This window comes from Sphingopyxis sp. GW821-FHT12C06 (assembly GCF_058807415.1).
Window position 1 is genome coordinate 425,976 of record NZ_JBXAQR010000002.1, and the last position, 14,358, is coordinate 440,333.

11 protein-coding genes are annotated in these 14,358 nt (G+C 65.0%); 4 read left to right on the forward strand and 7 right to left on the reverse strand.

Annotation, left to right across the window (positions count from 1 at the left end; translation table 11 throughout):
• Positions 1-52 precede the first annotated feature (52 nt).
• The 7 genes from AC1RRJ_RS07435 to AC1RRJ_RS07465 all read right to left on the reverse strand — a co-directional run bounded on the left by AC1RRJ_RS07435 (position 53) and on the right by AC1RRJ_RS07465 (position 7,068).
• Positions 53-556, reverse strand: a complete 504-nt coding sequence (locus AC1RRJ_RS07435; RefSeq protein ID WP_493121111.1) for a flavin reductase family protein — start codon at positions 554-556, stop codon at positions 53-55.
• Positions 553-1,344: a 3-oxoadipate enol-lactonase gene (gene pcaD, locus AC1RRJ_RS07440; protein WP_493121112.1), complete on the reverse strand. Its 792-nt coding sequence runs from the start codon at positions 1,342-1,344 to the stop codon at positions 553-555. Before pcaD ends, AC1RRJ_RS07435 begins: the two co-directional genes overlap by 4 nt.
• On the reverse strand, positions 1,341-2,045 hold the full coding sequence (locus AC1RRJ_RS07445; RefSeq protein ID WP_493121113.1) for a CoA transferase subunit A: 705 nt from the start codon (positions 2,043-2,045) through the stop codon (positions 1,341-1,343). Before AC1RRJ_RS07445 ends, pcaD begins: the two co-directional genes overlap by 4 nt.
• Positions 2,042-2,947 (reverse strand): dioxygenase family protein, encoded by a 906-nt coding sequence (locus AC1RRJ_RS07450; protein ID WP_493121114.1) that lies wholly within the window; start codon positions 2,945-2,947, stop codon positions 2,042-2,044. Before AC1RRJ_RS07450 ends, AC1RRJ_RS07445 begins: the two co-directional genes overlap by 4 nt.
• A 26-nt stretch (positions 2,948-2,973) precedes the next feature.
• Complete coding sequence (gene catC, locus AC1RRJ_RS07455) at positions 2,974-3,258, reverse strand: muconolactone Delta-isomerase (RefSeq protein WP_493121115.1); 285 nt, start codon at positions 3,256-3,258, stop codon at positions 2,974-2,976.
• Positions 3,259-3,275: 17 nt separating this feature from the next.
• Positions 3,276-4,391 (reverse strand): muconate/chloromuconate family cycloisomerase, encoded by a 1,116-nt coding sequence (locus tag AC1RRJ_RS07460; protein ID WP_493121116.1) that lies wholly within the window; start codon positions 4,389-4,391, stop codon positions 3,276-3,278.
• Positions 4,392-4,572: 181 nt separating this feature from the next.
• The gene (locus AC1RRJ_RS07465; RefSeq protein WP_493121117.1) at positions 4,573-7,068 is read right to left on the reverse strand and encodes a TonB-dependent receptor; all 2,496 of its coding nucleotides are present in this window, start codon (positions 7,066-7,068) and stop codon (positions 4,573-4,575) included.
• Between the two features lie 439 nt (positions 7,069-7,507).
• Between AC1RRJ_RS07465 and AC1RRJ_RS07470 the strand changes: the two genes are divergently transcribed.
• The 4 genes from AC1RRJ_RS07470 to AC1RRJ_RS07485 are packed head-to-tail and all read left to right on the forward strand — an operon-like array spanning position 7,508 to position 14,341.
• Positions 7,508-10,705 carry a S41 family peptidase gene (locus tag AC1RRJ_RS07470; protein WP_493121118.1) on the forward strand — a complete coding sequence of 1,066 codons (3,198 nt, stop codon included), beginning with the start codon at positions 7,508-7,510 and terminating at the stop codon, positions 10,703-10,705.
• 2 nt (positions 10,706-10,707) lie between these two features.
• Positions 10,708-12,069: an amidohydrolase family protein gene (locus tag AC1RRJ_RS07475; RefSeq protein WP_493121119.1), complete on the forward strand. Its 1,362-nt coding sequence runs from the start codon at positions 10,708-10,710 to the stop codon at positions 12,067-12,069.
• Between the two features lie 2 nt (positions 12,070-12,071).
• Entirely contained in the window at positions 12,072-13,202 is a 1,131-nt protein-coding gene (locus tag AC1RRJ_RS07480) for an amidase (protein ID WP_493121120.1), read from the forward strand.
• The gene (locus AC1RRJ_RS07485) at positions 13,199-14,341 is read left to right on the forward strand and encodes an acyl-CoA dehydrogenase family protein (RefSeq protein WP_493121121.1); all 1,143 of its coding nucleotides are present in this window, start codon (positions 13,199-13,201) and stop codon (positions 14,339-14,341) included. The genes AC1RRJ_RS07480 and AC1RRJ_RS07485 overlap by 4 nt, the downstream gene beginning before the upstream one ends.
• The last annotated feature ends 17 nt before the right edge of the window (positions 14,342-14,358 follow it).

Genomic DNA, 14,358 nt, shown 5'->3' on the forward strand with positions numbered 1-14,358 from the left:
GACAATTGAAACAAACTGCCTCTACGGATTAGCCCGCCTAATTCGGACGCGCTCAGCCGAGCAGTTCGGCGGGCACGGCGTAGCTACGCTGGGCATAGATCAACGGCCGCCCCGCATCGGCGAAGCGAACCGCCTCAACCTCGCCAAAGACGACATGATGCGTGCCGACCTGGCGGTGTGCGGTGATGCGACAGTCGAACGAGACCAGCGCCCCGTCGAGCATCGGCGCGCCCGTCTCCCCTGCCCGCCAGTTCGCGCAGCCGAATTTGGCGTCGCCCTGCTCGCCCGAGCGTCCGGCGAACACGTCGGACACCCCAGCCTGCATTTCGCCCAGCACATTGACCGCGAAGACGCCGTTTTCGATGATCGCGGCGCCGCCGACGCTGCTCGCGTTGATGCAGATCAGCAGCGTCGGCTTGGGGGTGTCGGCCGAGACAGAGGTCATCGCCGACACCGTCAGCCCGGCGCGGCCCGCCGGTCCCGCGGTCGTGATGATATTCACCGTCGCCGCGGCGCGGCTCATCCCCTCGAGGAAATCGGTGCGCAAGTCGGTCATGCTGCTTCCTCCAGAAAGTCCGCAACCGCCGCGTTGAAAGCGAAGGGCTGTTCCAGATTGGCGAGATGCGCCGCCTCCAGCTCGACCAGCCGCGCGCCGCTGATGGTTTCAGCCAGAAAGCGCGCATGTACGGGCGGTGTCGCGGGGTCGCTAAGGCCGCCGATGACCAGCGCCGGAACGGCGATGCACGCCGCAGTGGGCCGCAGGTCCATGTCGCGGATCGCCGCGCTGCAACCGGCATAGCCCTGCGGATCCGTCGCGAGCAGCATCGCGCGCGCATGGTCGACGCGCACCGGATGCGCGCTCTGGAATTCGGGGGTGAACCAGCGTTCGATCACGGCATCGGTCAGCGCCGCCATGCCGTGCGCCGACACCGCCGCGATGCGGCTAGCCCAGCCCGCAGGCGGCCCCATATAGGCCGACGTGTTGGCGAGGACCAGGCGGCTCAGCCGTTCGGGCGCGCGATAGCCGAGCCATTGCCCGACCATCCCGCCCAGCGAAACCCCGGCGAAATGCGCGCGCTCGACGCTCAGATGATCGAGCAGTTCGACGACATCGCGCCCCAGCCGGTCGAGCGAATAGCCGCCAGCAGGAACATCCGACGCGCCATGGCCGCGCGGGTCATAGCGGAGGATCGAGAAACGATCGCTCAGCGCCTCGACCTGCGGCTCGAACAAATCCATCGTCGTGCCGAGCGACGGCGAGAGGACGAGCACGGGCCGCCCCGCGACCGGGCGATAGTCATAGGCGATGGCGCAGCCATCATCGGCCTGAAAATGCGCACTCATGCGTCGCGCTTCCGCACCGTCAGCTTCTCGATCCGGCGGTCATAATGCGCACCCTGCACGACGCGGCCGACATAAATGCCCGGCGTGTGGATCATGTCGGGGTTCAGCGCCCCGGGCTCGACCACTTCCTCGACCTCGGCGATCGTGACCGCGCCAGCGGCCGCCATCGGCGGGTTGAAATTACGCGCGGTCTTGCGGAATTGCAGATTGCCCTGCGTGTCGCCCTTCCAGGCGCGCACGATCGACAGGTCGGCGCGCAGCCAGCGTTCGCGAATATAGGTTTTGCCGTCGAACTCCTCGGTCGGCTTGCCCTCGGCGACCACGGTGCCGACGCCGGTCGCGGTATAGAAGGCCGGAATGCCCGCCCCACCCGCGCGGATCCGCTCGGCGAGCGTCCCCTGCGGGTTGAGTTCCAGCTCGAGTTTGCCTTCCAGATACAGCGTCTCGAACAGCTTGTTCTCGCCGATATAGGAGGAGATCATTTTGCGGATCTGGCCATTGGCGAGCAGGCTGTAGAGGCCGAAACCCTCCGCCCCGCAATTGTTCGAAATCACGGTCAGGTCGCGAACGCCATGCTGGCGGATCGCCGCGATCAGATTTTCGGGATTGCCAACCAGGCCAAAACCGCCCGACATGATCGTCATGCCGTCGAACAACAGCCCATCGAGCGCTTCCGCCGCCGAGGAAAAGACCTTGCTCATACCGATGCGCGCGGCCGGGCCGAAAAGGCTTCTTCGTCGGTCGATTCCGCGCGCTGCAGCACGAAATCGAACAGGATGACCGGATTGCCGCTGCTGCGGTCGGGAACCGGTAACAGGCCCTCACGCGTCCCGAAGGCGAAGTCATCATGCGCGTGCGGATCATCGCCAAAGTTGATCTGGGTCGTCAGCGTCCGGTAACCCGGCGCCTCGATGAAGAAATGAACATGCGCGGGCCGGTCACCGTGGCGGCCAAGCATCTGCATCAGCTGATCGGTCGGCCCCTGCGGCGGGACGCTGTAACCGCACGGCATTTTCGAATGGAAGGAGTAACGCCCGTCGTTGCCCAGCTGGATCCGGCGGCGGTTGTTATACGGCGACTGCTCGCCGGTGGGATCGAAATGCGAATAAAAGCCCTTCGAATTGGCGTGCCAGACGTGGAGCACCGCGCCGTTGACCGGCTCGCCGTCGGGGCCGCTGATCCGTCCCGACATCGTCAACTCGTCGGTATCGTCGGGGTCGGTCGTCAGATTGACGTCGTTGGTCGAGGTCAGGTCGCCATCAACCAACGGCGCGCCCGCAACATAGAGCGGCCCCTCGATCGTGCGCGGCGTCCCGCCGCTGCGCCCTGCGGCGGCATCCTTGGCATCGAGATGCAGGTCGATGAAATGCTCGATACCCAGCCCCGGAACGATCAGGCCCAGTTCGGGCGTCGCACGACCGAGGAAATCGGCCGCCTGCCAGAATTCATCTTCGCTGATGTCATGGCGTTCGATGATCACCATCAGCGCTTCCAGCACCTCACGCAGGATCGGCTTGAGCCGCAAACTTCCGCCCGCTTCGTCAACCCCGGCGGCGCGGTCGAGAAGCGCCTGGACGGCTTCGGATTTCACGATATCGGTCATATTCTTGGCTCCCGCTATGTATCGGATCAGTCGGCAGCGATGGCCGAGGGGTGGCGGCACAGCGCCGTGACGTGGACGTCCATGAAGGGGTAGAGCGGCAGGCTCATCATGATGTCGTGCAGCTCGCCAGCATCGGCGACGTCAAAGATGCTGACGTTCGCATATTGCCCGGCGACCCGCCAAAGGTGGCGCCACGTGCCCGCGCGCTGCAATTCTTCGGCGCGCGCCTTTTCGGTCGCCTTCAATGCGTCAAATGACGCGTTGTCGACGTCGTGCGGCACGTTGACCGTCATTTCGACCATGAACAGCATATCGTCTCTCCTCTTTTTCAATTTCGTGCGAAGCGGGCGAGCGCATCGCGGTCGACGCGCACGCCAAGGCCGGGGCCTGTCGGCACCTGCAGCGCGAAATCGCGGTAAATCAGCGGCTCTTCGAGAATTTCGTCAGCAAGCAGCAGCGGGCCGAACAGCTCGGTCCCCCACTCCATCGCACCAGCCGCCGCGAAAGCATGCGCCGACGCAGCGGTCCCGACCCCGCCTTCGAGCATCGTGCCGCCATAAAGCGCGATATGCGCCGCCCCGGCGATCGCGCAGACCTTGCCTGCCGCCGTCAGCCCGCCCGACTGGGCAATCTTGATCGAGAAGACGTCGGCCGCACCTTCGGTCGCATAACGCCACGCGCTCGCCGGTCCGGTCAGCGCCTCGTCGGCCATGATCGCGCAATCGAAACGCTCGCACAGCGCACGCATCCCGGCGATATCATCGCCCGCGATCGGCTGTTCGATCAGTACCACCCCGGCGTCCTGCAGCCGCGCGATGCCATCGGCCGCCTGCGCGCGCGACCAATATTGGTTGACGTCGACGCGGACCGAGGCGCGGCCTTCGAAAGCCCGCGCGATCGCGGCGACATGGTCGCAATCCTCGGCGACGCTGCGCTTGCCGATCTTGAGCTTGAAAATATTGTGCCGGCGTGCGGCCAGAACGGCCTCGCCCTCTTCGATGTCGCGCTCGGTCACGCCGCTTGCCAGCGTCCAGGCAACCGACAGGCTATCGCAGCGGCGACCGCCCAAAAACTCCGAGAGCGGCAGGCCGTTGCGCTGGCCCAATGCGTCGAGCAGCGCGGTCTCAATGGCGCATTTGGCAAAGCGGTTGCCGACGATATGCCGGTCGAGCAGCGCCATCGCCTGCGCCGGGAAATCGGGATCGACGCCCGCGAGCAGCGGCGCAAAATAGGTTTCGATCGCGAGCTTCACGCCTTCGGGACTTTCGTCGCCATAAGCGAGGCCGCCAATCGTCGTCGCTTCGCCGACTCCGACGATGCCGTCGTCGCGATGGACAAAGACAAGAACGACCGTCTGGGTGGTCATCGTCGCCATCGCCAGAACATGCTGACGGATCGTCGGCATGTCCGCGATTACGACTTCGATTTTGTCGATGCGCGCCATGATATCCTCTCTGCTTTCCCACGCTCTAACCCAAAGAGCCGCGCGGCCTGCCGAGAGAAGATTTCATGCGACCCATTCGCCGCGCTAATTGCGGAGGAACAGGACGCGCCGCGCGCAAAGAAATGGCCCGCCTCTTTCGAGGCGGGCCAAGTGAGAGAGATTGTCTATCGACGGGAGTTTATCAGAACTCGCTTGTCCACTTCACCGACCAGGTGCGCGGATTATAGGTGAGTTGCGGTCCGACGAAGCTGAAGCCTTCGCTCGCAGTGTAATATTCTTCGCCCAGGATGTTATCGACGTTGATCGACAGCTTGTTCTTGCCCCAATCCTGCGTGATGCGGAGGTTGAACAGGCTGATCGCGTCGATCGCCGCCGGGAAAGACAGCGACGATTGCTCGACGACACCCAGGCTGGTCTTGCCGCGATAGCTCCAGTTCAAAGCGACCGCCGCATCACCGCCCAGCAGCGGGAAACGCTGCTCGATGTTCGCCGATGCCGTCCAGCGCGGCGCATTGCCGATGCGCAGGCCATCGAGCGGCTGCAAGGAGCCGCCGATCAAACCTTCACCGCGCACGTACTTGGCATCAAGATAGCCAAGCGAGCCGTTGATCGTCAGGCTGTTGGTGACGCGTCCCGACGCGGAAAGCTCAAAGCCCTTCGACCGCGCTTTGGGCAGGTTGGTCACCGAATCGGCCTGAAGCTGGCGCGAGCAGGTTGACAGGTCGAGGTCGGGGGTGACGATGATCAGGTCGCCGCCGGCCTTGGGTACGCAAAGCGTCTGGCGCGAGGTGAACTGATAATCCTTCCAGTCCATGTAAAAGACCGCACCCTGCAACAGCAAGCGCCGGTCGAGCAGATAGGCGTTGCCGCCAACTTCATAATTCCACAGCTTTTCGCGACCGAACGACGACGAACCACCCAGACCGCCGTCAGGGTTGGCCTGACCGCCGGCGGGCTTGTAGCCCTTCGACACGCTCGCATAGATCGACGAATCGTCGTTGGGTTTCCAGTTGATCGCGATGCGCGGCGAGAAATCATGCGCCGATCCGGTTGCATAACGACCCGTGCGCTGTTCGTAACGACCGCCAGTGATCATGCCGTTCACGACAGGCAATTGCCCCTGCGCAGCGAGCAGCGCCTGTTCAGGCGTCAGTTCGCAAGGCCCGTTACCGTCGGCCACGGTCGACGTATCCAGCGGCGCGCCAACCGGGCGACGAGAGCAGGCAGCATAGACGTTGGACCAGCTGTTGGTGCCCTTGTCATACGAGTAACGGCCGCCAACAATCAGCGACAGATTCTCGGAAACATTCCACTCGGCGTTGGCGAACAGCGCCCAGCCGTTCAGCGAATTGTGAATGACATTCTCGTTGGCCTTGTCGCCGGGGAACCACGGACCCAGTACCGTTTCGATCTGGATCTCGTTGGTCGCCATCAACTTTTCCTTGTAGGCGATCCCGCCGAAGGTCCAGTCGATCGCATTGTCTTCGCCAATCGACGAAAAACGCGCTTCGATGCTGTGCGACTTGGTGCTGAAGGTACCCACGCGATTGATGGCGCGGATGCCCGAACGGTCGAGGTCGAGCATCTGATTCTGGCTGGATTCGGCGTAGCCGGCAACCGTGGTGAACGACATCACGTCGGCCAGCTCATGATAGACGCGGCCAATCACCAATGTCGTGGCATTGTTCGTGAAATCGCGGGTGTCCTGGTACAGCGAATCCTTGTTGTTGCGGAAATCCGAAGCATTGAGGCCGCCAAGCTGCGGACGCGTGCCGCCCGGGCCCGCTGCGACCCAATCGGTGAACGCGCCATTGGGGTTGTAGCAGCCGATGCCGCCCAGAAGCTCCGGCGTTGCGAGATTATAGGGAAGCCCGAACGCGCCCTGCTCGATGCAGCTGCCGATCTTCGGCTGCATGCCTGAATTGTCGATAGTGTGGTTGACCTGAAGATCGACCGTCGTCGCATCGTCGGGCTGCCAGCGCAGCTGACCGCGGACGTTCAGATAGTCGGCATCGGTGCCACCGCCGACCGCATGGCGGTTGCGCAGCGGGCCCTTGGTCGTCGATCCCTGGACCGACACGCGCGCCGACAATCCGTCGGCGATCTTGCCGTTGATGACGCCGCCGATTTCATAGGTGTCGAAACGCGCGACGCCGAAATCGATGCGGCCATAGAATTCTTCGGTCGGTTTTTTGGTGCGGATGTTGATCGCGCCGCCTTCCGAGTTGCGACCGAAGAATACGCCCTGCGGACCGCGCAGAATTTCCACCGCTTCGACGTCATAGATGTTGGGGTTGGCTTGCCCCGAAGCCAGCGTACCCGATGCGAATTCGTCGATATAGGTCGCGAAAGCGCTCTGCGTCAGGACTTTTTCGCTGCCCTTCAGATCGGAGATGCCACGAATGGCGATCACGATTTCGCGGGCGCCATTGCGGCCACCCTGCTGGAACGACACGTTCGGGGTCTGCAGCAAATAATCCTTGGCATCGCTATAGTTGCGATCTTCCAGCGTTTCCGACGAAAACACCGTCGCGCTGACCGGCACGTCGAGGATGGTCTGCAGCTTGCGCTGCGCCGTTACGACGATTGTACCTTCCCCGGCAGCCGCTTCCTGCTCGCTCGCTGCCGCAGCGGCGTCCTGCGCGCTTGCTGGCGTCGCCAGTGCAAGGGCCAGCATAGAGGCGCCCAGGACGCCATGAATTCGAAAACCGCGCACGCGCGCCGCTGTCCCACATTTGTCATATGTCATTGATAATTCCTCCCAAACCCCATCCGGTCCGCCTGAAAAGGGTTCAAGCCTCGCTCACATGGCCGCATCGCAGCTGCTTTTCAGCGCTGCGCATATCGGTCCTGCAGCTGGCCCAATCGCGGCCCCATCTGGATGCGCTTGAGTTATGAGAACGGCGCGAGATGCGACAAACGAGATAAATTAGGGGTGAACATGAGCCTCGCTTATGCCCGGCATCGCCCCAACATGCCGGATTAGATCAGGTCATACCTCCCCTTAGCAGCATTTGATTGTGACCCATGCCCCGCCCCCTAATTTGGTGGCGCTAGGGGTGTCCGGGCTCGCAATCAAGACGATGCCGGCGCCGCCATCGGGAGGGTCGCGGGCGATGAAATTCAGGAATGTTCCACTGATCGCCGGGCTGGCCGCAATGGCCGTCGCGATGAGTGTTTCGGCGCAGCCTGCGGCCGAAGAGGCGCGCCTGATGCGCTATCCCGATATCAGCGGCAAGCAGATCGGCTTCATCTATGCCGACCGCCTATGGGTCGCCGACGATGACGGCAGCAACGCGCGCACCATCGCGGTCCCGGGCAGCGAACTCAGCCGCGTCAGCTTCTCTCCCGACGGCAAATCGATCGCGCTGACTGCCAAGGTCGACGGCAATGCCGACGTCTATATCGTCCCCGTCGACGGCAGCGCGCCCGCTCGCCGCGTGACGCATCATCCCGCCGCCGATCTGGTCGTCGGCTGGCGCCCCGACGGCAACGCCGTGCTCTTCGCCTCGACGATGTCGAGCCCGCGTGCGACCTATGACCAACTCCACACCATCGCGGTCGGTGGCGGACTGCCCGAACGGCTTACCCTGCCCTATGGCGAGACCGCAACTTACAGCGCCGACGGCGGCGCATTGCTCTTCACCTATCAGCGCGATTTTCAGGAAGAGGCGTGGAAGCGCTATTATGGCGGCCGCGCGCCCGACATCTGGCGCTTCGACTTCGCGACCGGCGCAACCCAGAAACTGACGAGCCACCCCACGTCGGACTCCATGCCGATGATCGTCGGCGGGCAGACCTATTTTCTGTCCGAACGCGACGCAGCCGGACGGTCGAACATCTGGCGCCTCGGCGAAAAGAGCGCGGCGGATACTGCCGTCACCACCTATGTCGACACCGACGTCCGCCGCCCGGCGTCCGACGGCTCGCGCATCATCTACGAAGCCGATGGCCGGCTAGCCATCTTCGACCCGGCAATCGGCAGCTCGACAACGATCAACGTCCGCATCGACCGCGCGACCGTCGCAACGCCGCCGAAAGAAATCGCGGTCGGCGACCGCCTCACCAGTGCCGCGCTCTCCCCCAAAGGCGTACTGATCGAAGCCCGCGGCGATATTTTCGCTTACGCCGGCAAATCCGCCCGCAACCTCAGCGCGACCTCGGGTCAGGCCGAACGCTTCCCCCGCGCCAATGCGCGCGGCGACATCGCCTATGTCAGCGACGCCGACGGCGAATATGCCCTCTATGTGCGAAGCGCGGGCGACGGCAGCGCGCGCAAGATTGCCGATTTCGGCGCGGGCCTGCGCTACAATCCCTTCTGGTCGCCCGACGGTGCGCGCATCGCGATTTTCGATCATGAACAGGTCTTGTGGGTCGTCGATGTCGCGAGCGGCACCAGGACCCGCGTCGATCAGGGCAAGTGGGGCTATCACAACGACATGGTCGATGCGACCGCGTCCTGGTCGCCCGACGGCCGCTGGCTCGCCTATGCCCGCGGGCTCGACAATCGCAACAATGCGGTCTTCGTCTTTGACACAAGCACCGGCGAGCGGCACCAGCTGACGTCGGGCGCCTATAATGATTTCGCCCCGATGTTCGAGGCGAGCGGCCATTATCTGCTGCTCCTGTCGCACCGCAAATTCGCACCGACCTTCGGCGATCAGGCGTTCGACGCGACCTGGACCTACACCAGCGGCACCGTCGCGAGCGTCATCCCGCTGCGGGCCGGAGCCGCGTCACCGGGCGACAAGGGCTGGCGCATGCCCGCCGCGCAAAGCGGCGTCGCGATCGACCTCGACCATGCCGAAAACCGGCTGAAGATCCTGTCGCCCAAACCGGGTCAGCTCGCGACGATCCGCCCCGTCGACGGCGGCTATGTCCTCGTCCGACAGGATGAAGCCGGCCCGAACCAGCTCGAACGCTATGACTATGGCAAGGACGCCGCGCGCGTGCTGCAGTCCGAAAAGGGTCTGTCGCTCGCCGATGCCAATGATCGCCAGATCCTGACCCGCGCAGACACGCAGCTCTATCTGGTCGATGCCGCCAAGGGCCGCCCGGCAAAACTCGACGGCGCCAAACTCGTCGCGACCGTCGATCCCGCCGCCGAAGCGCAACAGATGTTCAACGACACCTGGCGCTATGGCCGCGATTTCTATTACGACCCCGGCAACCACGGGACCGACTGGGCACAGGTCCGCGCCCGCTTTGCGCCACTCGTCCCCTTCGTCACCAACGACGACGACCTGACCTTCATCGTTCGCGAGATGATGGGCGAACTCAACGGCGGCCATGTCTATGCCTCGGCCACCGCACCGCGCCCGCGCGGCGATGCCCGCAACGTCGGGCTGCTCGGCGTCGATTTCGCGCTCGAAAACGGCCAATACCGGATCGCCAAAATCTATCGCACCGGCGCGCGCGCCTTTGAGGTGCGCTCGCCGCTCGACGACGCGACGCTCGACGTCCGCGAGGGCGACACGCTGCTCGCGGTCAACGGCAAGCCGCTCGGCGAAAGCCCCGATCCGTGGAGCGCCCTCGCCGGCCTCGCCGATCAGGCGGTCGGCCTGACCATCGGGCGCGCCGGCGCCGCCGACCGCATCGTCACGGTCAAGACGCTGGCGAGCGAGCGCAAGCTGCGCGAACTCGCGTGGGTCGAGGACAATCGTCGCAAGGTCGACGCCGCCTCGAACGGGCGCATCGGCTATATCTACGTCCCCAATACCGGCGGCGAAGGCCAGAACGAGCTGATGATCCAGTACCGGTCGCAGGTCGACAAGGATGCGCTGGTCATCGACGAACGCTTCAACACGGGCGGCGCGCTCGGCGACCGGATGGTCGAACTGCTCAACCGTCCGCCGCTCGTCTATTTCCGCGCCCGCAACAGCACCGACTATCCGCTTCCCGAACTCGCGCACCGCGGTCCCAAAGCGATGATCGCCAATGGCTGGAGCTATTCGGGCGGCGACGGCTTCCCGCTGTTGTTCAAGACCGCAAAGGTCGGCCCGCTGATCGGCACGCGCACCTGGGGCGGCCTGATCGGTCCCGGCCTGTCGCTGCCATTGATCAACGGCGGCTTCATCTCGCCCGCGCCCCAGCGCGTCTACACGACCAACGGCGCATGGGCCGAGGGCAATGAGGGCGTGAAGCCCGATATCGAGATCGACAATGATCCGGGGCTGCTGGCACGCGGCACCGACCAGCAACTCGACGCCACCGTCAACCTGCTGCTGGGCCGCCTCAAGGACATGAAGCCAGTCTCCGTTCCGGCCTTTCAGGGCGCGAACGACTGGAATCCCGCCACTCGCAAGGAGAATTGATCGTGAAGAAACTCGCCCTTCTGGCCGCCGCCTGCGCCGCCATCGCCATGGCCGCCCCCGCCTACGCGCATCCCGACGGCTTCGGCCTTCCCGAAGCCGACCCGGCACCTGCCGCACCCGCGCGCGATCAGGTCAAGCTGGTGCAGGCCGGCTGGCTCCTCGCGATTCCGGGACAGCAGCCGCTGCGCGAACGGACGATCGTCGTCCGCAACGACCGGATCGAGCGCATCGACGATGGCTTTACCGCCGCCGCGACCATCGCCGACGCCGATGTCGAAGTCGTCGACCTGCGCAACCGCTTCGTTCTGCCGGGGCTGATGGACATGCACGTCCATCTGTCGATGAACAGCGGCGGCGAAGCGCCGTTCAAGATCAAAAACGTGTCCAGCGATCTCGAGGGCGCCACCGCGGAACAGCGCAACGACCTGACCCAGCTCGTCGACGGGATAGGCAATGCGCGCAAGACGCTGATGGCCGGATATACGACGGTGCGCGATCTCGGCAGCTATGGCTGGAACAATGTCGTGCTGCGCGATGCGATTGCCGCAGGCAAAGTCGAAGGCCCGCGCATCCTGACCGCAGTCAGCACTCTGCGCCCCAGCGCCGACACCGGCCCCGGCGCCTGCTCCGGCGTCGAAAGCTGCCGCACCGCGACGCGGCGTCAGATCGACATGGGCGCCGACGTGATCAAAATCTATGCGTCGTGCAGCGGCAGCCTGCCGTGCGGTCTGCAGGGCGCGCCGCCAACCTTCCTCGACGATGAACTGAAGGCCATCGTCGAAACCGCCCATTCGCGCCAGCTCCGCGTCGCGGCCCACGCGCACGGCGAAGACGCCATCCGCGCCGCCTTGCGCGCCGGGGTCAATTCGGTCGAACATGGCTCCTACACCCCCGCCGACGCGATCGAGACCTTCAAGAAGAACGGTGCCTTCCTCGTCCCGACGCTGTCGGTGCAGGACAATATCCGCAAGGACATCCTGACCGCCAAGGGCCCGATGCTCGCGGTGATGCAGAACTTCCTCGACAAGCATGGTCCGCGCATGATCGCCGCGTATCGCGCCGGGGTAAAAATCGCCGCGGGTAGCGATGCCGGCATCAATCCCCACGGCCATAATGCCCGCGAGCTTGAGCTCTATGTGATCCAGGGCATGCCCGCAGCCGACGCGATCAAGGCGTCGACGGTCAACGCCGCCGATCTGATCGGGCGCTCCAGGGATCTGGGCACGATCGAAACCGGCAAGATCGCCGATATCATCGCCGTCGGGACCGATCCGATCGCCGACATCAAGGCGCTGCAGAGCGTCTCCTTCGTGATGAAGGATGGCCGCGTCTTTCGCAACGAAGTCGCGGCTTCGGCACAATGACCATGACGCCGGCCCATCGTGCGATCTTCCTGACCGGCCCCTTTCCCGGCGACGGGATGCGGGTCGCGATCAAGGATTGCATCGATGTGGCCGGCGAAACGACCGCCGCCGGCAGCCGCGCGCTCGCGGATCGCCCGCCGGCGACGCACGACGCAGAGCTGGTCACGCGGCTGCGCGCGGCGGGCTGCACCATCGCGGGCCGCGTCGCGATGCACGAGCTTGCCTATGGCGTGACCGGGGTGAACGGCTGGACCGGAACCCCGATCAATCCCTTTTACCCGAGCCATGTCCCCGGTGGTTCGTCGAGCGGTTCGGCCGCTGCGGTCGCCGCGGGCCTCGCCGATATCGCAATCGGGACCGACACCGGCGGATCGATCCGCGTCCCGGCCGCCTGCTGCGGCGTCGTCGGCTTCAAGCCCGGCTTTGACCGCGTCAGCCGCGAAGGCCTGACCCCGGCATCGAGCAGCCTCGACTGCGCGGGCCCCTTCGCGCGGTCGGTCGCCGATATCGAGCGCGCGATGGCAATGCTCGTTTCCGACTGGCGCGCGGTGGATGCGTTCCCCGCGCCCCGCTTTGCCTTCATCACGACGTCGGCAGACGAAGCGATCGCCGACGCCGCGCTGACCGCTGCGAAAGCCGGCGCCGACGTCACCCTCGTTTCGCTCCCCGATATGGAAGCCGCGCAGCTCGCCGGTCTCCACATCATCGGACGCGAATGTTCGAACGCCTTTGCGCCGTTGCTCGCAAGCGGGCTGGTCGGCCGCGACGTTCACGACCGCCTGACCGCCGCCGCCCAAATCAGCGACGCCCAGATCGCCGAGGCCGAGGATGTTCGCACACGCTTTACCGCAGCCGTCGATGCGCTGCTCGCCGATTATGACGCGATCGCGTTGCCGACGCTGCCCTGCCCGCCGCCGACATTGCTCGACGCCGCTGATCCGGCAGCCGCGATCCCGATGACCGCGAACTGCCGCCCGTTCAACCTGTCGGGCCACCCCGCGATCGCGCTGCCCATCGGCGAAGCGAATGGCGCGCCGGTGTCGCTCCAGCTCGTTGGACGCCGCGGCGACGACGAAGCCCTGTGCGCGTTGGCGCGCGCCATACCCGTTTTCATCAAAGGAGAAACAGCGTGACGGAGACCCGGCCCTCGGGGCTTGCCAGCCCCCTTCTCCAGCCCTTGCTCGACGACATCCGCACCCGGCGGGCCGAGTTGCATCGGCTGGGACATGTTCCGCAGGATATTGTCGAGAAGTTCCAGCAGATCGGCCTGTACCGCGCTTTTGTGCCCGAACAGTTCGGCGGCGGCGCGATGACGCCGATGGAATTTCTGCGGCTGATCGAGATCATCTCGGCCGCCGATGGTTCGGCGGGCTGGGTCGCGAGCTTTGGCTTCGCCAGCAAATATCTCTCGTCGCTTCCCGCCACGACGCTCGCCGAACTCTATCGCGAAAGCCCCGATGTCGTGTTCGCCGGCGCGGTCTTCCCGCCGCAACTCGCGGCGCCCGATGGCGATGGCTATCGCGTCAACGGCCGCTGGGGCTTCGGCTCGGGCAGCATGGGCGCATCGCTGATCGGCGTCGGGATCAAGCTTGAGGGCGAAGGCGGCAACCTGCCCCGCATGGCGGTGATGCCGCGCAGCCAGGTCAAGATCGAGGAAAATTGGGACACGATCGGCATGTTCGCGACCGGCAGCCATGATCTGGTTGTCGAGGATGTGCTGGTCCCGCACGAATGGACGCTCATCCGCGGCGCCCCGCCGTCGATCGACACCGCGGCCTATCGCTATCCGACGATGGCAATGGCGGCGCAGGTGCTCGCGATCGTCGGCGCCGGGATCGCGCGCGAAGCGATCGACGAGGTCGTGAAGCTCGCGACGCGCAAAAGCTCGATCACCGGCGCGCCGTCGATGGCCGACCGTCCGGGGTTCCAGATCGCGCTCGCGCAGATGGAAGCGCAATTGCGCTCCGCGCGCGCCTGGTTCTTCGACGAAACCGCGGCGATGTGCGATCGCGTTTCGCGCGGCGACGAAGTGTCGCCCATCGACGTTGCGGGGCTCCGCATCGCATCGACGCATATCGCCAAGACCGGCGCCGACGTGACCCGCCGTGCGTTTGAAATGGCCGGAACGACGGGCATCTTCAAAGCCCATCCGCTCTCGCGCCTGTTGCTCGACGCCCTCGTCGTCGCGCAGCACGCCTTTATGAACGACGGAACATGGCAAGCCGGCGGCGCGGTGCTGCTCGGCAAGACGCCGCCCCCCGGATACCCCTGATCCCCCATTCGCAAGGA